This window comes from Pseudoalteromonas luteoviolacea (assembly GCF_018100925.1).
GTDB lineage: Bacteria > Pseudomonadota > Gammaproteobacteria > Enterobacterales > Alteromonadaceae > Pseudoalteromonas > Pseudoalteromonas obscura.
Genome location: NZ_JAGJEH010000001.1, coordinates 354,796 through 375,527 on the forward strand (window position 1 = coordinate 354,796; position 20,732 = coordinate 375,527).

18 protein-coding genes are annotated in these 20,732 nt (G+C 40.6%); 14 read left to right on the plus strand and 4 right to left on the minus strand.

Features of this window, described 5'->3' with window-relative positions; all coding sequences use genetic code 11:
• The first annotated feature begins 93 nt into the window (after window positions 1–93).
• The gene (locus J8M00_RS01325; protein ID WP_211008576.1) at window positions 94–1,335 is read left to right on the plus strand and encodes an MFS transporter; all 1,242 of its coding nucleotides are present in this window, start codon (window positions 94–96) and stop codon (window positions 1,333–1,335) included.
• Window positions 1,336–1,349: 14 nt separating this feature from the next.
• Window positions 1,350–2,843, plus strand: coding sequence for a trehalase family glycosidase (locus J8M00_RS01330; protein ID WP_211008577.1), 1,494 nt, complete (start codon window positions 1,350–1,352; stop codon window positions 2,841–2,843).
• Between the two features lie 85 nt (window positions 2,844–2,928).
• On the opposite strand, the gene J8M00_RS01335 is transcribed toward J8M00_RS01330, so the two are convergent.
• Both J8M00_RS01335 and J8M00_RS01340 read right to left on the minus strand, forming a co-directional pair.
• On the minus strand, window positions 2,929–4,278 hold the full coding sequence (locus J8M00_RS01335; protein ID WP_211008578.1) for a hypothetical protein: 1,350 nt from the start codon (window positions 4,276–4,278) through the stop codon (window positions 2,929–2,931).
• Between the two features lie 298 nt (window positions 4,279–4,576).
• The gene (locus J8M00_RS01340; RefSeq protein ID WP_211008579.1) at window positions 4,577–4,852 is read right to left on the minus strand and encodes a hypothetical protein; all 276 of its coding nucleotides are present in this window, start codon (window positions 4,850–4,852) and stop codon (window positions 4,577–4,579) included.
• A gap of 252 nt (window positions 4,853–5,104) precedes the next feature.
• Here J8M00_RS01340 and J8M00_RS01345 point away from each other — a divergent pair, with 252 nt between their 5' ends.
• The 6 genes from J8M00_RS01345 to J8M00_RS01370 all read left to right on the plus strand — a co-directional run bounded on the left by J8M00_RS01345 (window position 5,105) and on the right by J8M00_RS01370 (window position 12,714).
• Window positions 5,105–6,103, plus strand: a complete 999-nt coding sequence (locus J8M00_RS01345) for a WD40 repeat domain-containing protein (RefSeq protein ID WP_211008580.1) — start codon at window positions 5,105–5,107, stop codon at window positions 6,101–6,103.
• Between the two features lie 147 nt (window positions 6,104–6,250).
• A complete protein-coding gene (locus J8M00_RS01350) occupies window positions 6,251–7,240 on the plus strand; it encodes a WD40 repeat domain-containing protein (protein WP_211008581.1) in 990 nt (329 codons plus the stop codon).
• Window positions 7,241–7,290: 50 nt separating this feature from the next.
• The gene (locus J8M00_RS01355; protein WP_211008582.1) at window positions 7,291–8,463 is read left to right on the plus strand and encodes an NERD domain-containing protein; all 1,173 of its coding nucleotides are present in this window, start codon (window positions 7,291–7,293) and stop codon (window positions 8,461–8,463) included.
• Between the two features lie 147 nt (window positions 8,464–8,610).
• Complete coding sequence (locus J8M00_RS01360; protein ID WP_211008583.1) at window positions 8,611–9,501, plus strand: cation diffusion facilitator family transporter; 891 nt, start codon at window positions 8,611–8,613, stop codon at window positions 9,499–9,501.
• Window positions 9,502–9,559: 58 nt separating this feature from the next.
• On the plus strand, window positions 9,560–12,352 hold the full coding sequence (locus J8M00_RS01365; protein ID WP_211008584.1) for a response regulator: 2,793 nt from the start codon (window positions 9,560–9,562) through the stop codon (window positions 12,350–12,352).
• Between the two features lie 167 nt (window positions 12,353–12,519).
• Window positions 12,520–12,714 (plus strand): (2Fe-2S)-binding protein, encoded by a 195-nt coding sequence (locus J8M00_RS01370; RefSeq protein WP_023397915.1) that lies wholly within the window; start codon window positions 12,520–12,522, stop codon window positions 12,712–12,714.
• A 57-nt stretch (window positions 12,715–12,771) separates the two neighbouring features.
• Here J8M00_RS01370 and bfr (J8M00_RS01375) read toward each other — a convergent pair whose 3' ends face one another.
• Together bfr (J8M00_RS01375) and bfr (J8M00_RS01380) are read right to left on the minus strand one after the other, a co-directional pair.
• On the minus strand, window positions 12,772–13,236 hold the full coding sequence (gene bfr, locus J8M00_RS01375; RefSeq protein WP_211008585.1) for a bacterioferritin: 465 nt from the start codon (window positions 13,234–13,236) through the stop codon (window positions 12,772–12,774).
• Between the two features lie 12 nt (window positions 13,237–13,248).
• Window positions 13,249–13,719, minus strand: coding sequence for a bacterioferritin (gene bfr / locus J8M00_RS01380; RefSeq protein WP_036975144.1), 471 nt, complete (start codon window positions 13,717–13,719; stop codon window positions 13,249–13,251).
• A gap of 295 nt (window positions 13,720–14,014) precedes the next feature.
• On the opposite strand from bfr (J8M00_RS01380), the gene J8M00_RS01385 reads away from it, so the two are divergent.
• From J8M00_RS01385 to J8M00_RS01410, 6 genes are all read left to right on the plus strand, one after another.
• Window positions 14,015–14,521 (plus strand): hypothetical protein, encoded by a 507-nt coding sequence (locus J8M00_RS01385; protein ID WP_211008586.1) that lies wholly within the window; start codon window positions 14,015–14,017, stop codon window positions 14,519–14,521.
• 18 nt (window positions 14,522–14,539) lie between these two features.
• Complete coding sequence (locus J8M00_RS01390) at window positions 14,540–15,148, plus strand: superoxide dismutase (protein ID WP_211008587.1); 609 nt, start codon at window positions 14,540–14,542, stop codon at window positions 15,146–15,148.
• 233 nt (window positions 15,149–15,381) lie between these two features.
• Window positions 15,382–16,125, plus strand: a complete 744-nt coding sequence (locus tag J8M00_RS01395; protein WP_211008588.1) for a transporter substrate-binding domain-containing protein — start codon at window positions 15,382–15,384, stop codon at window positions 16,123–16,125.
• A 63-nt stretch (window positions 16,126–16,188) separates the two neighbouring features.
• Window positions 16,189–16,770: a thymidine kinase gene (locus J8M00_RS01400; RefSeq protein ID WP_211008589.1), complete on the plus strand. Its 582-nt coding sequence runs from the start codon at window positions 16,189–16,191 to the stop codon at window positions 16,768–16,770.
• A gap of 115 nt (window positions 16,771–16,885) precedes the next feature.
• The gene (locus J8M00_RS01405; protein WP_211008590.1) at window positions 16,886–18,148 is read left to right on the plus strand and encodes an ATP-binding protein; all 1,263 of its coding nucleotides are present in this window, start codon (window positions 16,886–16,888) and stop codon (window positions 18,146–18,148) included.
• A gap of 158 nt (window positions 18,149–18,306) precedes the next feature.
• On the plus strand, window positions 18,307–20,727 hold the full coding sequence (locus tag J8M00_RS01410) for a PAS domain-containing hybrid sensor histidine kinase/response regulator (protein ID WP_211008591.1): 2,421 nt from the start codon (window positions 18,307–18,309) through the stop codon (window positions 20,725–20,727).
• Window positions 20,728–20,732: the final 5 nt, after the last annotated feature.

The window sequence follows — 20,732 nt, forward strand, 5'->3', positions numbered from 1 at the left end:
ATGTCTGTTATTAAAATCTTAAATGCAAACGTTTGCAAAATTAACTTTGGAGCGCTAGACTGAATTACACTTACAGTATTTACGAGTCTTTCAATGCACAATATGCGAACCATTTTGGCCATGGGGGCCTGTTACTTTTTATTTGCCATATTGCTCAATAGTGTTGGTACAGTTATTTTGCAAGCGATCAATACATTTGGTGTATCTAAAGCGCAAGCGGCAAGTCTAGAGGGGTTTAAAGATATACCCATTGCTATAGTTTCTTTCTTGGTCGCCTCTTTCATTCCTAGAATAGGATACAAAATTGCCTTACTTGGTGGCCTTTCCTTAGTCACTATTATGTGCCTAGTCACTCCATTGGTCGGCAATTTTTGGGCCCTCAAAGCACTTTTTGCTGCGGTTGGTTGTGCGTTTGCAATTGTTAAAGTCTCAGTTTATGCCCTCATAGGACAAGTTACGGATTCAACGAAATCTCACTCTAGTTTATTGAACACCATTGAAGGGATATTTATGGTTGGGGTATTGAGTGGCTACTGGGTGTTTGCTGCATTTTTGAGTGAGGATATTTCGTCAAATAACTGGCTAAACGTCTATTATTTATTGGCTGGGTTCTCCGTAGTTACGCTGTTTTTAGTTTGGTTTGCGAAAATCGAAAAAAGCACGTCAACAACGCCGAGCTCAAATAGTGCCAGCGGCGATTTTATTGCTATGCTGCGCTTAACCTATCAACCATTAGTGCTGGTGTTTATTATCAGTGCTTTTTTATATGTTCTCATTGAACAAGGCGTTGGTACGTGGCTGCCGACGTTTAATAATCAGGTGCTCAATTTACCCGTCGATGTCAGTGTTCAGCTCAGCAGTATTTTTGCAGCGAGCTTGGCGCTTGGCAGATTGGCAGCAGGGCAAATTCTCAAAAAAGTCGACTGGTATATATTCTTAAATGTCTGCCTTTTCGGTATGGCTATTTTGGTTTTACTCACTCTCCCGATGACTAAAAATATACCCCAAAACGCGGTAACTAGCGTATTCAATGCACCATTGGCTGCCTATTTTATGCCATTGATTGGGTTACTTATGGCACCAATTTATCCAGTAATTAATTCGATTATGTTAAGTAGCTTGGAGAAGCACCGCCACGCGGCAATGACAGGACTTATTGTTGTCTTTTCTGCTTTAGGTGGAACAACAGGATCTTTGATCACAGGATTTGTATTTGAGTATATGAGTGGCCAACACGCATTTTATATGTCACTGGTCCCGATGGGGGTTATTGTAGTTACCTTATTTCTATTTAAAAAGCGTGCTCAACAAGTAGCGTGCTCGTCAGCAGTATAAGTTGAGGATTAATAATGAAGTTTGAGCACAGTCGCTTATTTAAGGATGTTCAGTTGTCAGGGATGTTCTCGGATAGCAAAGTTTTTTCTGATGCTATTCCAAAACAGTCGTGGCCAGTAGCATGCGCCGAGTATGACAAAACACAACCGGCCGACTTAGAAACCTTTGTTGCAACACATTTCGAATTTGCAGAAGCCCCTGAATTACAAGCGCTGAATGATGTCAGAACTGTTCCTGATTACATAGAACGACTTTGGGATCGGCTGGCAAGGCAAGGAAGTGAGCAAAACACCAGCTCTTTATTAGCATTGCCTAAGCCATACATTGTCCCAGGCGGTAGATTTAATGAGATTTATTATTGGGATAGTTATTTTACGGCGCTAGGTTTGATGGACTCAGGTCGTGGAAAGCTCGTGGAAGACATGTTAGAGAACTTTTGTAGTCTAATTGAGTCGCTAGGACATGTGCCTAATGGAAATCGAAGCTATTATGCAACGCGTTCCCAACCCCCAGTTACTGCAATGATGGTCGACTTGCTTTGGGAAACAAAAAAAGATGATGAAAATTGGCTTACAAGCGTTACATCATCATTGCAAAGAGAGTACGACTTTTGGATGAAAGGCAGCGACAAGCTTAGCTCTGATCTTTTACACTTTGACCGTGTGGTAATGATGCCCTGTGGCGGTATATTAAATCGATATTGGGATAACGACCCGTCGCCTAGACCTGAGTCTTATAAAGAAGATATTGAAGATGCAGAACATTTCACTAACGATGAGAAAGCGCATTTTTACAGAAACATTCGTGCAGCATGCGAATCTGGCTGGGATTTTAGTAGCCGCTGGCTGCAAGAACCGGATAATTTAAAAACCATTATAACAACGCATATAGCGCCAGTTGATTTAAATGCGCTACTTTATTTTTTGGAAACCCAGTTGTCTCGCTGCTACCAAGCTACCAGTAACAGCAAAGAGTCACATAGAATGGAAAGGGCCGCAAAACGACGCGCAGCTTTGATCAATCAATATATGTGGGACGAACAAGCCAATTGGTATGTCGATTTTGACATTGAACTCAACTGCAAACGCAATATTGTAACTATGGCAGGGGCAACGGCGTTGTTTTTCAACTTAGTGGAAGATTGTGCTCGTGCACATCAGGTGTCACAAAAAATGATGTCCGATTTTTGTAAAGCGGGTGGGCTTGTAACCACACTGGCAGCAACCCCCCAGCAATGGGATAGTCCTAACGGCTGGGCCCCTTTACAGTGGTTTGGTGTTAAAGGTTTATTGAACTATGGCTTTACGCAAGAAGCTAAAGAGGTCGCAAGTAAATGGTTAAAAACACTTGAATCTAGCTTTGAGGTCAACCAGTGCCTTTTGGAGAAATACAATGTCATTGAGCCAAATAAAAAGGCCGAGGGTGGTGAGTATATTGTGCAGCAAGGGTTTGGTTGGACAAATGGTGTGGCAAGTCGCTTTTATACTTTGTTTGGCAAAAGTGAGTAAACCGGGGTAGTAAAAATGAAAAAAGTGCCTTAAAAAAGGCACTTTGGCTCACAATCAAGAGACATACACGTGATACCCGGGAGTATTAATGTGCGTGTTCGCCTCCTTTTTCAATACCTAACCAAACTAGTCTGTCTGGTGTGAAATCTAGTTCAATTTCAACCTTTACTTCAGCGGTTTCAAGGTCATAACCCAATACGTGTTTTGCGTCCGAGTCTGTAACGTAGACGATGTTTTCTGCACCAGAGAAGGCGAGCCTAAAAGTAACATTTTCAGGCAAAGCAGTTAGTTCATGGTCATGAACTTTCACAGTGTGTGCGACTTCCCAGTGATGCTCATCACCTTCGGCATGTTGTTCAAAGATGGTTAGAACACCAGCTGAGTCTAATACAGCAGCGTGAGAGCCATCATAGTTAAAGTCACCACCTGCAATGCTATGGTCTTTTGTTATGGTCCACTCAATTTTTTCAATTTCGTCGTGCTCAGCGTCCACTACAACCAGTTCAGTGCCGGCAATACCGATGAATTGGTGGCTATTTTCGTGACCTCTTAACACGCCGATACGTTGCTTTTCAGCAAAGCTTTCTGGATTTGCGATTTTCTTCGCTGTGAATTCACCGTTTTCTTCTGTGATGATCACAACACCATCACCACAAGCAAAAGAAATGTGCTCATGGTTTTGAGCGCTTCCGTGAAGGGCTGGACAGCTCTGTTCAAATACTTTGTCTTGGTCAAAGTGGTCACCATGTTTATGGAACAACCCGATTTGAGTAGGTAATGTAGAAGCCGTTTCAGGGTCGCGAATGGTACTTAAAGTGTATTCACCACGAGATTGTGCTGCACCGTGCATGTTGGTGTCATAGTGGATCTCTGCTAGTTTGTCTTTTTCGCCACCAAGGTAAGCTTCAGAGAAAACGGCCACTTGAGCATTGATTGCATCTTCACCGTTGCCATCAAAGAAGATCGCTGTGTTATGCTCGCCATTTGTAACGTGCGCTGGTTTTACATGGTCAAAAGAAACGTCACTTAATTTTGGCGCCTCTTGATAAGGGTGCATATGATCGCCATGATCTTCTTGCCAAATGCCACCATCAACAAACTCTACTCGCCCGTTGTCAGATTGAACAAGTACGGCATAACGGCTGTGCTCAGTTGCATATACTCTACTCGCATAGTTACTTGAAGCCAGCTCTGCGGCAACTTCTTTATGTTCAATGTCTAATAGGTGGATTGAGTTAGACTCAGGAGAAGTCACCAATAGACGACCAGCTTCACTCACCGAACCATGGTCATGATCATGCTCGTCATGTCCATCTTCCTTTTTAACAGGCTCAACGACTGGTGCATGTTCAACAATGGTAGTTTTAGTATCACCACAAGCCGTTAGTAATGCTGTTGCAACTGCAACGGAGAGTAATTTGTATGCGTGTTTCATATTTCTTTCAATTATTAGAGTAATAAATATGCAGGTGTAATTCCGAAGATACCTTGCATTTGAGATGTTATAAAATAACAATTTGAAAATATGTTATACTATAACGTGTCCGTGGTGCAAGCAGCAATTTAAACAATTATGCAATTTTGTACCCCAAGGGGGTCATGACGTTGTTCACATGGGATTGGACAGAAAAACCTCAGTTGAGCCAATTTTTAACAGTTGACTGTTAGTGGCTTGGGTCGGTGAGCAATGGTGCTCTTAGTATGCTGAAGGAAAGCCGGAAATGACTAACGTTTTACTCGGATAAAAATATAACTCTAATTGCAATAGCTGCGAAGACGATGAGGAGTAGAATCACTTCGACCCTGTGTACAAGAGATTTTGTTTTTTTGTGTTTTTTTTGGTCCTTAAAAGGCATTTTAAACTCCTCATTTGGATGGCGCTTTTCATAAGCTGCATTGGCTTTTTTTGCAAATGCAGAACGTTTTTCCGGACTTAAGTTTTGATTCATCGAATCATGATAATCGACGACTTTTCCTTTCGCTGCTCTTGCTTTAGGTGCGCTACACATTACAACCTCTAACTACAAGTCACTAAAAAGAACGAATAACTCCGCTTAACCGACGCAAATTCCATACTTTTGCTAAGTGTTTTGCGCCCGCTACTATGCGAATATTATAGTACTTTAAGGTTGAGTTGTCGTTTAATTTTCTAAATAAATAAGATTATTATCCGATAAAGTAAGGGTGTAGAATAAAAAACAAACAAAACGTGAATTGTCGAGGTTAATGCAAAAAGGAGTGCGGTATTCGGAGAGCATCAAATGTGTAGATACGTGATTAAATTATTGACGAGCTGCTTGTTCGCGTTGACTATAACCAGTTGCGGGGAAGTGGCTAAAAACCCACAGACTGCGTTTTATCGGCTGAGTAAAACACCCATTGAGTTTGGCGTATTTTCCTCTGACGCAACGCTGGCAACATTCGTATCGCAGGGAGTGCTAACCGTAAGCAAAGCTGATGGCACCGGTATTCTTCACCAATTTGAAATCGGTGGCAGTAAGGTTACGGGCCTTGCAATTTCACAAGACAGTACGCTACTTGCGGTTAGTTTTGAAAAGTTCATTGTGGTGTGGAATTTAATTAACGGCGCAGAGTTAGGCAAGTTTAACGTGGTTGGCAGTTCTGAATTCGCGAAGATTTCACACATTGCGCTTTATGCAAAACCTCTTAAGTTATTGGTTGGCATGACTGATGGTACGTTGAACCTACTGGATTTTGAAAATAGTTTGACTAAGCAAGTTAAGTATCATGACGCAAGAATAAGTTTTCTTGCACTTGGTTCACATCGACAGCTCATTATAAGTGCCGGTCACGATGGGTTGGTTAGTTTGCATGATGCCAATACATTGGCATCGACCTATCAGTATCGCATGTCAAAAAGGGTAACTAGCCTAGCGCATAATTTTCAGCACAATGTGTTGTTTATATCTGATGCATTAAATGATCAGATTTTGATAAATCCGTTTGCCGCTGAGCTAGCAGTAACAAAGTTAAAATATAAAGAGCGCTTCAGATGGTTTCGGGCCGCAGCAATCAGTCCTGACGGTCAGTATCTAGCGACGGGCTCTAGTAAATTTTGGTGGACATTGTGGCATGCCAGCAATGGGCAAGAAATTGGCGCTTTTGCCATGAAAGCGGCAAGTACAACGGCGTTAATATTGGATATGCATATAAACAAGCAAAATATGTTGACTACTTTGAATAGCGACGGAATTGTTGAACATTGGGATATCAACGCCTTATTAAAAATGAACCGCTAATGGCGCAAACTTTGCTTATTTTGCGTACTTACGGTGCAGTAGGTGGGGCTGCATCAATAACAGGTAATAATGCGCTGTACAAAACGTTAAAAGACTATACTATGTGCATCGCTTATTTATTGCCCTTTAATTTAGAGATCTTGAATCATGTTGTACAGACTATTTCCAATTATTATCGTGCTGATTTTAGCTGGCTGTGAAGACGATATCTCGTTGAGCAATGGCACGGTTAATCAATTGGGCGACAAGGGCATTCTGATAGGTCATTTTTCACAAGATGGCACTAAGCTGGTCACTGTAGATAGTTCAAATTCTCTCTCTGTATGGAATAGTGATACACGGGCACCAGAATTTACTGTGCCTCAAGATAAAATGCCAGATATGGTTAGAGAGGTTGTACTGTCTAAAGACAACAATATGTTAATAGTTGTCGGTGATAATCAACTCAGGTTTTGGTCATTAACAAGCAAAAAACTGGTAACTAAAGTCAATTTTACTGGAGTCAGTGGATACGGATATATTTCTTCCGTGGCGTTATCTCCGGCGATGGACAAGATTGTTGTCGCTATGTCGGACGGTACAGTGAATATGGCGCATTTGCATACTCAAGTGAACAACCAGTTTGCGCCGCATAGCAGACCTGTTATGCACGTTGAGTGGGATGACAAGGGGGAGCTTTTTCTAACTGCGGCGCAAGATGGGAAGCTGGCGTTATGGCGATTTGGCTCGCCAGAGCCTGTATTCACAAAAGAGTTTAATCATAGAGTGACAAGTTTGGCGGTCAGAAACGATTTTTCAGAGTTTTTTGTATCTGATGCGCTTGATAACCAGGTTATCGCTTCACTTATAGATGGTGCAGATAAAAGTGAGCTTAAATATATGGCGCGTTTCAAAGTGTTTAGAAAAGCGCTGTTTATTGAGCAAAGTAGATTGTTGGCTACGTCTTCATCTAAATCTCAGTTGACTATATGGGATACCAAAAGTGGCAATGAGCTAGGTACTTGGCAAATTAATACGGTGAATTCAGGTGCAACCATAGTTGATATGTATGCGCCAAGCAAAGAAAAGCTAGTAACGCTAAGTAGTGATGGGCTACTAGAAGAGTGGGCATTAAATATGTTGGCCAATCGACGGTAACGCAGTGGTGTACCTAGCCAGCAGATTAATAAGGTTATAGGTAATGTACAATGAACAGATGGATTTTGTTTTTACTCCTTTTTGTGGGCACAAGCTCGGCTGAATCAGTGCAGCTCGACGTGTATCAATGTGATAGGTACGCGGCCGAATTGGTCTTTTTGCAGCAAAACACTGAGATGAAGCGATCGGATCAAGCTCGTATAACACGCTTGATTGAACGAATAGAGCACTATTGCGAATCTCCAACGGTGGCAAGAAAGCCCCCAGTTGAAGCACGTGAACGGCAAAGTGTTTTTGGCCATGCGCACTATAGTGACCCTGAAATTTACGCTCAGTGGCAAGCTTTTTTCCAAAAACCTGCAATCTGCCACCATGGAGAGCAAAACTTTCAAAGCGCAGTAAAGTGTGCAGAAATGGTTGCAAAACAAAGACAAGCATTCGAAAGCCGCCTTGATGAACAAAAAGAAGCCAAGGAACGCAATAGGCGTTCTGAGCTAGAGCGTATAAGCATTGAGACATCTAAAGAAACAACGACTGCTTCTAGTGTCTCGCCTGAGCGAGATGATACGTCTTTTCAATTCAATACCGACATTGCCCTAAATAAAAGCGATGGCCACTTTTCTCGATTTGGTTTTTGGTTGGGCATTGTACTGTGTGGCTATCTCTTCATAGAACTTGTCAAGCGTATGAGTCGCAGTAACAGTACAGTAAACGATAATAAAAGAAGTTTTAAAGCAGCATATCATGCATTGACCAGCAAATTGGACAACAAAAAGTATATTGTTGTGCATCGCAGTATGAGCCCGCTGCTTGAAGAGCTTGATATTGATGGCGTTGCATTGTCTCCTTTTGGGTTATTCGTTTTTGTCTCGTGTCCTTATACTGGAGAGATTGAAGCAAACTTGGATAGTGAAATGTGGCATGTAACACGCGAAGGCGGCGCTCAGTATTTTTTAAACCCATTAAATGCCGTGAAAATACGAGCGAGTAAGCTTGCCGAGTGTGTTGGAGCGAAAAGTGGCGTCAAATACCTTGTCACATTTAATAACGGATGCCAATTTTATCCAGGCAAGCCCGTCAACTGCTTTGAAATTGAACAAGTAGCGTTTGAAGTCATGCGGTACACACAGTTTATTTTTAGCTATGAGCAGTTACGCTACTTCGAGCAGCGATTGTACTCGCAAAGTCATGCACTAGAGGCATCTCATCAAATTGCGAGTTAAGAGTTCCTAAGGCGTGGGCAAAAGATTCTATTTATTTGCTAAATATTGTTATTTTTGATGCGTCTGAAATGAAATAAGGTTACAATCACCGTCCTTTATCACAAGGCACCCTCTAATTTATAGTTACAAAGGTTTCTCAAGTTTCGAATGACCGATCTTACAACTCATGAGGCTTCTCGGAAGCGCTTACTCATTGCGCTTGCATTAACGTGCACGTTTATGGTTATACAGGTTATTGGCGCTTACTTTGCCAATTCTTTAGCTGTACTAGCCGACGCAGGGCATTTATTTGTTCACAATAGCTCTTTGCTCATCGCTCTAATCGCTTCAACTATTGCAGTCAAATTAGCGAATAGCTTTAATGAAGGTTATAAGAAAGCCGAATATACAGGTGGATTGATCAATGGTGTTTTATACGTTTCTATCGCAATTGTTATTTTACTAGAAGCCACCGAGCGGATTGAACTGCACTCTCAGGGGCATACTCATGAAGTGAATACATTTGTGATGTCAACCATTGCTGGAGTTGGCTTTTTGTTTCACGGCGTTGCGGCCTGGGTGTTGTATAAAGGACGAAAAGATAGCATTAATGTTTATGCGGTATTTCTGCATTCGTTTTTTGATCTTCTATCAACGATTTCAACGTTCATTGCAGGTGTCCTGATCCACTTAACGGGCTGGAATATCATTGATGTACTGTCAAGTATGCTGATTTCAAGCTTTGTTTTGTTTACCGGTTTTAAGGTCATTAAAACGTGTTTATCAGGCTTACTTGATAAAGGGCTTTCTTTGCCTGATGTGGAAGGCGTTGAGCAAGCAATAATCGCAACAGAGCATGTTGAAAGTGTTCACAATGTCACTGTGTCAAATTCGGATAATATCTTGATTGTTGGCGCGCACATTGTGCTAAAGCACCATTGTACAATTGAAATGCATGATGATGCCTGTCGTTTCCAAGTCGAAGCGCGACTAAAACAGCTTTTTTCCGTCGAAAAGTGTGTTCTACAAATAGAAAGTCACGATTGTCCCCACCATTAAACTTGGCAAATTACCAGCTTTCCTTTATTTTTTAATAGAATATAAAGAGGAGCTGGTGTTGCTAAATCAATTCGTTAAATTACCCAAAGTAATTATTGCACTTTTTTTAGGCGTGGTTGGCGGGATAGCGAACTTACTCCCTATTTGGTTCTTGGACAGTTCTGAATTCTTGTTTGGGCAGCTGTTTGTGATTTTATGTCTGCTCGCGTTAGGCTGGCGATATGCGATTATCGCGGTTGGTGTTGGTGCGCTGTTTTTACTTTACCGCTGGGGTCATTGTTGGGCTTCACTGGTATTTTTGTTTGAGATCCTCTGGCTGCAATTGTTCTGTATTCGGGCCAACAAACCTCTATTCATAAGAGGGCTCGGGTTTTGGGTGTTGTTCGGCGTTCCCATTTTGTTTATCGTTGGAAAATTTGTACTTGGCTTAACTTTGCTGGTTATCTTTACTGCATTAGCTAAGTATATGATTAATGCAGCGGTATACTTAGCAATTGTTGATTTGATTTCTCTGTTTTTGTTCAAGCGGGTGTGGCAAGCAAAGTCACTTTATCAAATACTGAATTACATGATTAGCCAGTTGATTATTCTGGTTGTATTGATCACAACTATTGTATTAACAAATAGTCATTACAAGCGCATTGAATACGAGGTAACGGCACAATTACAAGATGCATCAAATAGCGCTCTCAAGCAAATAGATGACTTTCTGCAAAGCTATCGAAGGGCTATTATGGTCGCAGCCCAAGACATTCAATCAGGTGTGAAAAAGCAACAGGTAATTAAACGCCTTGTCGAAACTTACCCAAACTTCCGCACGTCAATAGTGGCAGATCAGGGGGCGTTGGTTACGCATTATTACCCAAAAGCTCTCAAAGTGAGTTTAATTGGTGAAGTTCCCTCCGTGGCTGATCGCGAATACTTCATTCAAGCGCCATATTATCCTAACGGTTACGTGTCGGGTATTTTTCAAGGAAGAGGGTTTGGAAATGACCCTGTTGTGGCTATTTCGGCCCCTCTATACGATGACGGTGAGTTTAAAGGCATTGTGGAGAGCTCCCTATTTTTCGAATCGTTTGAGCAATTTATTCCAAAAGTATTGGCTCAAAAAGGGCATTTGTTGATTTTAGATCATGAGAACAACATTGTTTATAGCTCTCTCAAGTCCGATTTTAATATTTTGGATAATGTTGCCGATCTGCAGTTGAAAGAGCTCACAGAGTCAACCGATCAAATTTATATTAGTAATAACCGTGATGTTTATTACAAACAGAGTGTACAGTCAGATATATTTCAGTGGCGTGTTATCAGTTTAATTGAACGTAAACATGTCAATTTGGCCGTAGCCTCCGCTTGGATCCAGTCTTTTATATTGGCACTGTTTATCATTGCAATTAGTAGCTTCTTGGTTAATAGAATGACAAGAGTGTTCACTAAGCCAATTGTCGACCTGAGTCATAGCATTAACTCTTTTGATCCGAGCAAAAAAATGTCAGAAGTGAACAACACCACGGAAGGCAGTTGTTTGGAAGTGATCATTCTACAACAGCAGTTTTCTCAATTGGCATTCAAATTATCAATGAGTTTCACCAAGCTAAATACTGCAAATGATGAAAATGAACAACTCAATCGAAAACTACAAGACTTCAATAAAACCTTAGAGTTAGAAGTTCGGCAAAAAACGGAAGAGCTGATAGGTGCACTTGAAAGTGCCAACAGAGCAAGCTCCGCTAAAAGTCAGTTTTTGGCAAATATGAGTCATGAAATTCGAACACCGTTGAACGGTATCATAGGGATGTCTGAAGCGCTTATTCAGGCTGAACCAGACATTAAAACCAAGGAGCAACTAGATATTATTTATCAATCAGCCCATAAACTGTTGCTGATTTTGAATGATATTTTGGATTACTCTAAAATCGAAGCTGGCGCCTTGCAACTTTCAGTTCAAGACACGGATGTTAAGAAATTCGTGATATCACTGTCGAGGGCGTTTGAAAAGTCGATCCAAAAGCCAGCGGTGAATTTTACATTTAATCTTGCAGACGATGTCCCTGAAGTGCTGGAGTTAGATGATCTAAGGGTAGGACAAGTTATAAATAACTTGTTGAGCAATGCAGGAAAGTTCACAGAACGGGGAGAAATACAATTTGATATCTATTATCAAAATGAGCAACTAAAGTTCGTAATAAAAGATACCGGAGTGGGTATATCAGAGCTCGCGCAAAAGGACTTATTTGATGAATTTACTCAAGCCGATTTATCAACAACACGAAAATTCGGCGGTACAGGTTTAGGTCTCACAATTTGTAAGAGGTTGGTATCTTTGATGGAAGGGGAGCTTACATTCACGTCTCAAGAGCATGTTGGCAGCGAGTTCGTGGTTAAAATCCCTGCGAAGGTTGGCGGTCGAGTTGTGGTGCCCCAAGCGCGTGTTGGTATTCCAAACTTGCAGCACTGTAAGCTACTTCTGGTAGAAGATAACCCAATAAATCAAATTGTAGCAATGCAGATATTAGCTAAAACAGGTGGAGAAATAAGTAAAGCTAATGATGGATTACAGGCGCTAGATGCGCTGAAGACACAGCAATATGATATCGTTCTAATGGATTGTCAGATGCCTAATATGGATGGGTTTGAATGCACTAGGTCGATTAGGCGCCACCCGGAAGAATATGGGCGACCATATATAATGGCGATCACCGCCAATGCCTTTAGTGAAGATCGTGCTAAATGTCTCCAAGCAGGAATGGACGACTTTATTGCAAAACCCATAGAGTCCGCAGAGTTGTTTGAACGTTTAACACGATGGCATGAGTTGCACTTTGCGCAACAGAATGGAAAAACAAAGTAGGTAAAGTCATTTATAAGGTGAATGGGAGCGAGTACCTAAAAAATAAAATTCTTTATCTATCAATGTTATTAGTAACTATTCGCATTTTTATGTGTAAGTTAGTTGATAACTATTTTTGTTTAGATTAAACTACTCTCAGTTGATGTAATTGAGATTGGTTTTCATTCATGTATATTTGTATCTGCCATGGAATAACAGATAAAAAAATAGCGCAGACGATAGATGACGGTGCAAGATCTATGAGAGATCTAAGTAAAGAGCTGGGTGTAGGCACTCAATGCGGTAAATGCTGTAACTGCACCAAAAAAATATTAAACGAAAAGCTAATCGACATCGTTGATGTGACTGAACAAGTTGCATAGCTAATCAAGGTTTGTAAAAAAGGGCGTCTTATAAACGCCCTTTTTTAATGGATGAAATCACATCTGTGATTGAAGATAGTTTTCTTGACCCATGGTTTTGAGCAACTGCTGCTGAGTTTCTAGCCAGTCAATTTGTTCTTCTTGCTCGTTTTGGATGTTATCAAGCGCCTCACGGCTAATGTAATCTTGTTTTTGCTCGCATAAAGCAATTGCGTTTTGTAGATCTTGCAATGATGTTTGCTCGAATGTCATATTTGCGGCAATCATTTCAGCTACGTTTTCACCTATGTTTAAACGACCTAGATCTTGTAAATTTGGCAGCCCTTCTAAAAATAAAATGCGCTCGATAAGCCTGTCCGCGTTCTTCATTTTTTGAATAGACACTTTGTAATCTGCTTTATCTAGTTTCATAAAACCAAAATCCTTGAACATGCGAGCATGCAAAAAATACTGGTTTATCCCAACGAGCTCGTTAGCAAGTACCTTATTCAAGGCTACGATAACTTCTCTATTACCTTTCATATGCTTCTAATCCTATGCTAGTTGCGATTGTAGATAGTTTTGAATACCAATCTTTTCAATAAGACCAATTTGTTGCTCTAACCAATAAACGTGATCTTCTTCTGTATCGAACAATAACTTTTCTAATACTGCACGAGATTGGTAGTCCTGCTCTTCTTCACAGGCTTTGATTGCGTCTTTTACGCATGCAACAACTTCAAGCTCTAATGTCAGGTCATTTTCCATCATTGATTTCACATCTTGACCGATCAGCAGGTCACGACGTTTGGTCATATTCGGCACGCCTTCTAGGAATAAAATGCGTTTAATAAGCCAATCTGCATGGGTCGTTTCTTCTTCCATTTCATGGTTGAGACGCTCATATAGCTTTGTTAAACCCATGTCTTCATACATGCGAGAGTGGATGAAATACTGATCGATTGCAGCAAGTTCATTTGCCAGCAGCGCATTAAATGCATCAATGATTTTTTGTTTACCTTTCATAGGAGGTTCCTCAAACTCTGACTTTAGAAGGTATTCTATCTTTAGGAAAAAGATTGTCAATAAAAATCCTTTAAAATCAGTGGTTTAACAATTGATTCTTATTCTCATTATCGTTGTCTTTTATGCTTTTAGCACTGCTTGAATTTTGTTCTCTATGTTCTACTGAGCAATTCAAGATTGGGATTTCATATGTAATCCATAGTAATAATTACAATAATGCAAATAAAAACAATTTGCATTAAGGTGTTTGTTTTGTTTATAGTTGTCAGGTGTAAAGCAATCTAAGGGGAGCGTAATGGCCCTAGTAGAACAACCGGAAACTTCAGTGGATACTCCTTTAGAGTACGCCCTAGCACCATGGCAATACGCAATAAAAACAGGTAATCATGCATTTCAGAGTGGTAAGTTTGATTCAGCCCGTGACAAGTATCAAAGTGCATTAAATTTAGCAGGTCATTTATTAGAGCAATTTGTAAAAAGCAAACCTTGCGATGAACAGCTAACAGCAATTGAACATTGCTGTCCTGCTTTGGTGGTTGCTGCGCACAATTTGGCTGATTGTTTTCTTGCTTTGTCTAACCCTGAGCGTGCTTGTAGGCAGTTAATAGAAGTGCATTTGGTTATTCTTAACTTGGTCGAAAACGCATCTATTGAAATTGTGGAGATTGCTTGTCACCACTTACACAAAACGAGGCAGGAGTTGATTAATTTTGCTTCATGCCACCCCCATCTTCCTGAGCTGATAGAGAAAGTCAACGCCGCGATGGAGGGGGGATTTACCCGTCCACATATCGTCCATTAAAGTAAATGAGGAAAGACCATGGCTTTTACATTGCCACAACTACCGTACGCTTATGATGCTCTAGAGCCACATATTGATACTAGAACAATGGAGATCCACCATACTCTTCACCACCAAACATATGTTAGTAAGGCAAATGCTGCGCTAGAGGGAACTGAGTTTGCAGATCGCGGTGTCGAAGAGCTACTTGCAAATATTGAGTCACTACCAGATAGTCTTAAAGGCGCGGTTAGAGATCACGTAGGTGGCCACCACAATCACAGTCTGTTTTGGACTATCATGTCGTCTGACGGTGGTAATCTACATGACGGTGAGCTTGCAAAAGCAATTACTAATACTTTTGGCAGCTTTGACGCTTTTAAAGAGCAGTTTACCGCAGCGGCAGTTAGTCGTTTCGGAAGTGGCTGGGCTTGGCTAGTGGTTGATGCTGAAGGCGAGTTGAAAGTAACAAGCTCGTTAAATCAAGACAGCCCTTTGATGAATAACCAAACACCAATTCTAGGATTAGATGTTTGGGAGCACGCGTATTATCTTAAATATCAAAACCGTCGTCCTGAATATATTGCTGCATTTTATAACGTAATCAACTGGACTGAGGTTGAACGACGTTATCTAGAAGCAAAATAACCTGAATCTAGGTTTAAGTACCTTATATACTTATGAGGTACTTTAGGTACCAAAAGCACGAAAATCGTCTCTCTTTCAGTAATACCCCGTAAAAACTCGTTTCCAAGGACATTCGTTCAGCTGTAAGCTATAGTATATTTATAGCCAAGCATTTAACATCAATGCGCACTCTTAATCTTGTTGTGAACTATATGCGTCTATTAGCATTTTTACTTATAATATTGTGGTCATCCATGGCCTGTGCCACCACTTATATGACTTTGTGCTATGAAGACAAAAATATTCCGCCATTTTTTCTCGGAAATGGCTTCGAAGTACCTGATAAGCGCCCTGGTGCGACAATCGAAATTTTACGTAAGCTACAAAGCAATGTACGTACGGTACGGTTTAAATTTGTTCGCAAGCCTTGGCAGAGGTGTTTAAACGATATTCAAAAAAACAAGGTTGACGCAGTCATTGCTTCATACCGTTCTGAAAGAGATAAGTTTTTAAACTTTCCAAGAAATGCTCAAGGGAGTGTCGATGAAAGTTTAGCAATTAGTATGCTAGGGACATGCTTAGTTGGGCAGCAAGGGTTAGGGCAAGACGTTGCAAATAACAACTACCCATTAAGCTTGGCCATCCCAAGGGGATACTCTGTTTTACATGTGCTTCAACAAGACTTATACCGTGTCATTCAAACTGATTCGCAAGATGATGCTTACCAGCTCGTGTTGAAGGGGTTAGTTGATGGCTCACTTGGTTTGTGCCAAGTGTACGATGAGCAAGTTGCGGGGTTTCCATATAGTGAAACGCTCGACCCTATTTTCCCCCCGATAGATATAAGCTATGGTTATTTGGCCTTATCAGAGGCTTTTTTGCAGCAAAATCCTGAAGTAGCACAAACTTTGTGGCGAGGGTTGGGTGCTATGCCATTGCATGAATATTACTTAGATTACATCAAAAACCCTGTTGAACATAAAATTCCCAGATATTGAATATGGTCAGTATGCAGAAGTTTCTGTAGACTAGCGTGCACTCTAGAATATCCTATCGTTATTATGGCACAACTTTATTTTTACTATTCGGCGATGAACGCTGGTAAATCCACGACCTTACTTCAGTCCGCGTTTAATTATCGAGAACGAGGTATGACCCCATTTATTTTAACCGCTGCTATAGATAACCGCTCAGGTGTTGGCAAAGTTGCGTCACGAATAGGTCTCGAGGCCGATGCGAGTACGTTTGAACCTACAACCAATGTGTTTCAATTGGTTCAGGATGAACATAATCGACACAAGTTAGATTGTATTTTAGTGGATGAAAGTCAATTTTTATCAAAGGATCAAGTTTCTCAATTAACGGATGTTGTCGATTCACTCGGTATTCCCGTTTTGTGTTATGGCCTTAGAACAGACTTTAGAGGCGAGTTGTTTGAGGGGGCGCAATACCTACTGGCATGGGCCGACAAACTGATTGAATTGAAAACAGTTTGCCATTGTGGTCGTAAAGCCAACCATGTCTTGAGATTGGATGAGCAGGGTAATGCCATCGCCGATGGCGATCAAGTGGAAATTGGTGGTAATGACCGCTACGTTTCAGTATGCAGAAAACACTATAAAACAGAACTTAATAGGTTGTAATTTTAACATTTTTTGCCATGCTTAAGGCTATCATTAGACAAATTTGGTAGCCATGCCTAACTCACCTTTTTCTTTTCTTGCAAGTGAATCTTCACAAAATGTGGAGAGGACGAAGTTGTCTCCATGGAAGGTTTTAATTGTTGATGATGAGCCTGAGATTCACAATGTCACCAAAATGGCGTTATCTAGGTTTGCCTATGAAGATAGGGAGTTGTCATTCATTCATGCCTACTCGAAATCAGAAGCTATTAAATACATGCTTGATGAGCAAGATATTTGTGTTGTGTTACTCGATGTTATTATGGAAACAGATAATGCTGGGTTGGAGTGCGTTCATCAAATACGACAAGAACTCAAAAACCATGATGTGAGGATTATTTTAAGAACAGGGCAACCGAGTACGATCCCAGAACATGAAGTCATGTTGAAGTACGATATCAATGACTATAAAAACAAAGTTGATCTAACGAAATCGAAGTTATACATCACCATGACAAGTGCGTTAAGGGCATATTGTGATATTAAAAAGCAGTCTAAGCTGGCCTCAGAGTTGAAGGACCTCAATGATAATCTTGAAGCCAAAGTTGCAGTAAGGACCGCCGAGTTAACACAGCTGAATCAATCTCTTATTGCTGCAAATGAAAAAATCTTAGAGCAGCAAAATTCACTACTTCAATCGGAGAAAATGGCATCTGTTGGTTATTTGGCGTCGGGTATGGCGCATGAAATTAATAACCCGCTGGGTGCAATGAAATGTAACTTTACGGTCCTAAAGGATTATATTAAAGGTCTCAGCCACCATATTAGTGTGCTAAACAATGAGTCACTTAACGGTGATTTAATAGATATATTTGAGCTGCTTGAAGACAATGAAATTGACTTAAATAGAATTGAGCAAATAGTAGCTGCATTGTCCGTATTTAATGGAGTATCAGATGAACGGGCGCAGTTGCATAATTTAACAGAAATATTCACATGTTTTGTCAGTAATCTTAGTACACAAATCGTTTTTGATAATGAGCCTAATAGTGACATCACGCTGCTTTGCTGTAGAGAGCAGCTTTTAAAAGTCTTTGATATTTTACATACCAATGCAATTGAATCTGGCGCTCTGCCACGTGATATTTCAGTAAAAGTACGCTTGGGTAGGGGAAACGTGTCTATCTCTTTTAAAGATCAAGGGGTTGGTATAGAGCCTACAAAATTGAGCCACATTTTCGATCCCTTTTATTCAAGTAAGCCCGTGGGGCAGAACGTTGGCTTAGGACTTACCATTGCCTTGATGCTAATTAAAAATCATCATGGAGAGTTAATCGCGACGTCTGAGTTGGGTAAAGGGAGTTGTTTTGAAATCCGTATTCCAGTAAAAACAAGCTGAAAAGCTCTTAATAAATCATTGATTCGAAGCTAACTCTCTGCATTACTGGGCGTTTTTCAATTGGCCTCGAGCCATTTTTATTTCATTGCGGAAGATCATATTCTATATTCAATTAGGCAAGCTAAAATGGTTAACTCTGTTGAGCACAGGAAGTCATAATGTCACAAAACAGCAGCACCGACTTAGAAAGCGAAAATAAGAAATTAAAATTAGCGCTTGAAAAGGTCACATCTGAAAGAGACAAATACAAAAACCTCTTTGATGCATCGGGGGATGCATTATCCATTATCGATCTAAAGTCCGGAAAGTTTATCGAATGCAATGCGGCAGCAGTTGAAATGCACGGTGTTCAGAATAAGGACAAGTTCTTACAGCTTGGTCCTGCAGATATTTCGCCTAAGTATCAACCTTGTGGCCAGCTATCAGAATCCTTGGCTAAAGGGTTTATTACAAAAGCGCGTGATGAAGGAGCGCAGCTATTTCAATGGACACATAATCGCCTCGATGGGTCGACTTTTCCTTGTTTAGTGTCACTTACGGCGATTCAATCGCATGGCGAGGATTTGATCTTGGCAATAGGCCGAGATATCACCGAAATTGTCAGAACTCAGAAGCAGCTAGATGAAGCCCACTCAGATTTGAAACGCTATAAAAAAGCATATCAAAGGGAAAAAGAAAAGTTTGAGCATTTTGTTAATCTAGCGCCGGTGGGAATAGCTATTAATTATATGAAGGACGGCAGCTTTCAATACGTTAATCATGAGTTTAGCAATATGACAGGGTATTCAGTAGAAGAGCTGAATAATATGGATTATTGGCAGCTAACTCCGCGTAAATATGAAGAGCAAGAGTACAAGCAGCTGGATGACTTAAAACAACAAGGCCGATATGGTCCTTACGCTAAAGAGTACATACATAAAGCGGGGAGTACTTTTCCCGTTTTACTGTCAGGAATAAAAATCACAGACAGTGACGGCGAGGACTTTATATGGTCCGTGGTACAAGACACGACACAACAAAAAGCGATTGAAGCACAAATACAAAAAGCAAAAGAAGCTGCGGATTCTTTTGCGATTCGCATGCAATTAGCGAATGACTCTGCGGAGATAGGTGTATGGGAATGGGATCTTGTTTCAAATGAGTTAATTTGGGATGACTGGATGTTTAAGCTATATGGCGTAACTAAAGGTCAATTCTCTGGTGTCTATGAAGCATGGGTTAATAGCGTTCACCCTGATGACATTGGTTTCGCGAGTGCGAAGTTGGAAGCAGCTGTAAAAGGAGAGGGCGTGTACGAACCTGAATTTAGAGTTGTGCACCCTAATGGCGTGGTTCGGACAATGAAAGCAAGTGCCGAAGTTATAAAAGATGAAATAGGTAGAGCAATCAAGGTTATCGGGGTTAACTATGATGTTACTGATAAAGTCAATGTGATAGAAAAGCTGGCCGCGGCAAAAACTGAAGCAGAAAATTCAGCCAAAGCCAAAAGCGATTTTGTCGCAAATATGAGCCACGAAATACGCACCCCTATGAATGCCATATTGGGCGGACTACAGTTGCTTGAAACCGCTGAATTAAGTAAAGATTTTAGACAAATACTGTCAAACGCATCTTTTTCCGCGCAAAGTTTACTCACAATCATTAATGATATTTTGGATTATTCCAAAATAGAGTCAAATAAACTGGAGCTAGAAAAAGCGCCACTATCTTTCAAAGAAATAATAGAGTCTGTTAAGTATGACTTAGACTCAGTCATTAGTAATAAAGGAATTGGGTTTATTGTCACGATAGAGGACAGCTTCGACGACAGGTGGCTTGGTGATTTAGTTAGAGTAAAGCAGATCTTATTAAACCTTACCTCAAATGCGGTAAAGTTTACCGACAAAGGCTCAGTAAAAATAACGGTCAGATCTGGTAATTATGATGAAAAAGAAGCTGTTAATTTACAGATTACAGACACTGGTATAGGTATGAGTGAAGAGGCTCAAAAGTGTATATTCGACCGGTTTTCCCAAGCTGACACTTCAACTACCAGAAAGTATGGAGGTACAGGTTTAGGTATGTCTATTACGGCAAGTTTAGTGCAGCTAATGAAAGGGAAAATTGAACTAACGAGCCAACAAGGAAAAGGTACAAGCATCGATCTTTGGCTACCATTGGATAAGTCATCTCAAGAATCTAATCTCAAACAGTGCAGATCTTTATCACCACCAAATCTAGCAGGGAAAAAAATACTGATTGCGGAAGATAATAAAATAAATCAAATTTTGATAAAAACAATGCTCAAAGATACTTATGCTGAGTTGATGCTCGTAGAAAATGGCGTAGAAGCTGTTGAAGCTTGTCAAAATGATCTTTATGACTTGGTTCTAATGGATATTCATATGCCAGAAATGGATGGCGTAGAAGCACAAAAAATAATCAACAAACATTGTGCAAGTATGCCAGTTATTGCGCTGACTGCCAATGTCATGACAGGTGACGTGAAAAAGTATTTAGCTCAGGGGTTTGTCGCTCATATCGGCAAACCCGTAGATTTGAGAAATTTATATGGTGTGTTAAAAAACTACGCAGATTAGCTCAA

Bases quoted from the DNA above. Each gene is read 5' to 3' on its own strand.
- J8M00_RS01390 (WP_211008587.1), top strand. From the start codon at position 14,540: ATGGCTTTTACATTGCCACAACTACCGTACGCTTATGATGCTCTAGAG.
- J8M00_RS01325 (WP_211008576.1), top strand. From the start codon at position 94: ATGCACAATATGCGAACCATTTTGGCCATGGGGGCCTGTTACTTTTTA.
- bfr (WP_036975144.1), bottom strand. From the start codon at position 13,719: ATGAAAGGTAAACAAAAAATCATTGATGCATTTAATGCGCTGCTGGCA.
- J8M00_RS01355 (WP_211008582.1), top strand. From the start codon at position 7,291: ATGAACAGATGGATTTTGTTTTTACTCCTTTTTGTGGGCACAAGCTCG.
- J8M00_RS01385 (WP_211008586.1), top strand. From the start codon at position 14,015: ATGGCCCTAGTAGAACAACCGGAAACTTCAGTGGATACTCCTTTAGAG.
- J8M00_RS01400 (WP_211008589.1), top strand. From the start codon at position 16,189: ATGGCACAACTTTATTTTTACTATTCGGCGATGAACGCTGGTAAATCC.
- J8M00_RS01410 (WP_211008591.1), top strand. From the start codon at position 18,307: ATGTCACAAAACAGCAGCACCGACTTAGAAAGCGAAAATAAGAAATTA.
- bfr (WP_211008585.1), bottom strand. From the start codon at position 13,236: ATGAAAGGTAATAGAGAAGTTATCGTAGCCTTGAATAAGGTACTTGCT.
- J8M00_RS01360 (WP_211008583.1), top strand. From the start codon at position 8,611: ATGACCGATCTTACAACTCATGAGGCTTCTCGGAAGCGCTTACTCATT.
- J8M00_RS01340 (WP_211008579.1), bottom strand. From the start codon at position 4,852: ATGTGTAGCGCACCTAAAGCAAGAGCAGCGAAAGGAAAAGTCGTCGAT.
- J8M00_RS01350 (WP_211008581.1), top strand. From the start codon at position 6,251: ATGTTGTACAGACTATTTCCAATTATTATCGTGCTGATTTTAGCTGGC.
- J8M00_RS01335 (WP_211008578.1), bottom strand. From the start codon at position 4,278: ATGAAACACGCATACAAATTACTCTCCGTTGCAGTTGCAACAGCATTA.
- J8M00_RS01370 (WP_023397915.1), top strand. From the start codon at position 12,520: ATGTATATTTGTATCTGCCATGGAATAACAGATAAAAAAATAGCGCAG.
- J8M00_RS01345 (WP_211008580.1), top strand. From the start codon at position 5,105: ATGTGTAGATACGTGATTAAATTATTGACGAGCTGCTTGTTCGCGTTG.
- J8M00_RS01395 (WP_211008588.1), top strand. From the start codon at position 15,382: ATGGCCTGTGCCACCACTTATATGACTTTGTGCTATGAAGACAAAAAT.
- J8M00_RS01330 (WP_211008577.1), top strand. From the start codon at position 1,350: ATGAAGTTTGAGCACAGTCGCTTATTTAAGGATGTTCAGTTGTCAGGG.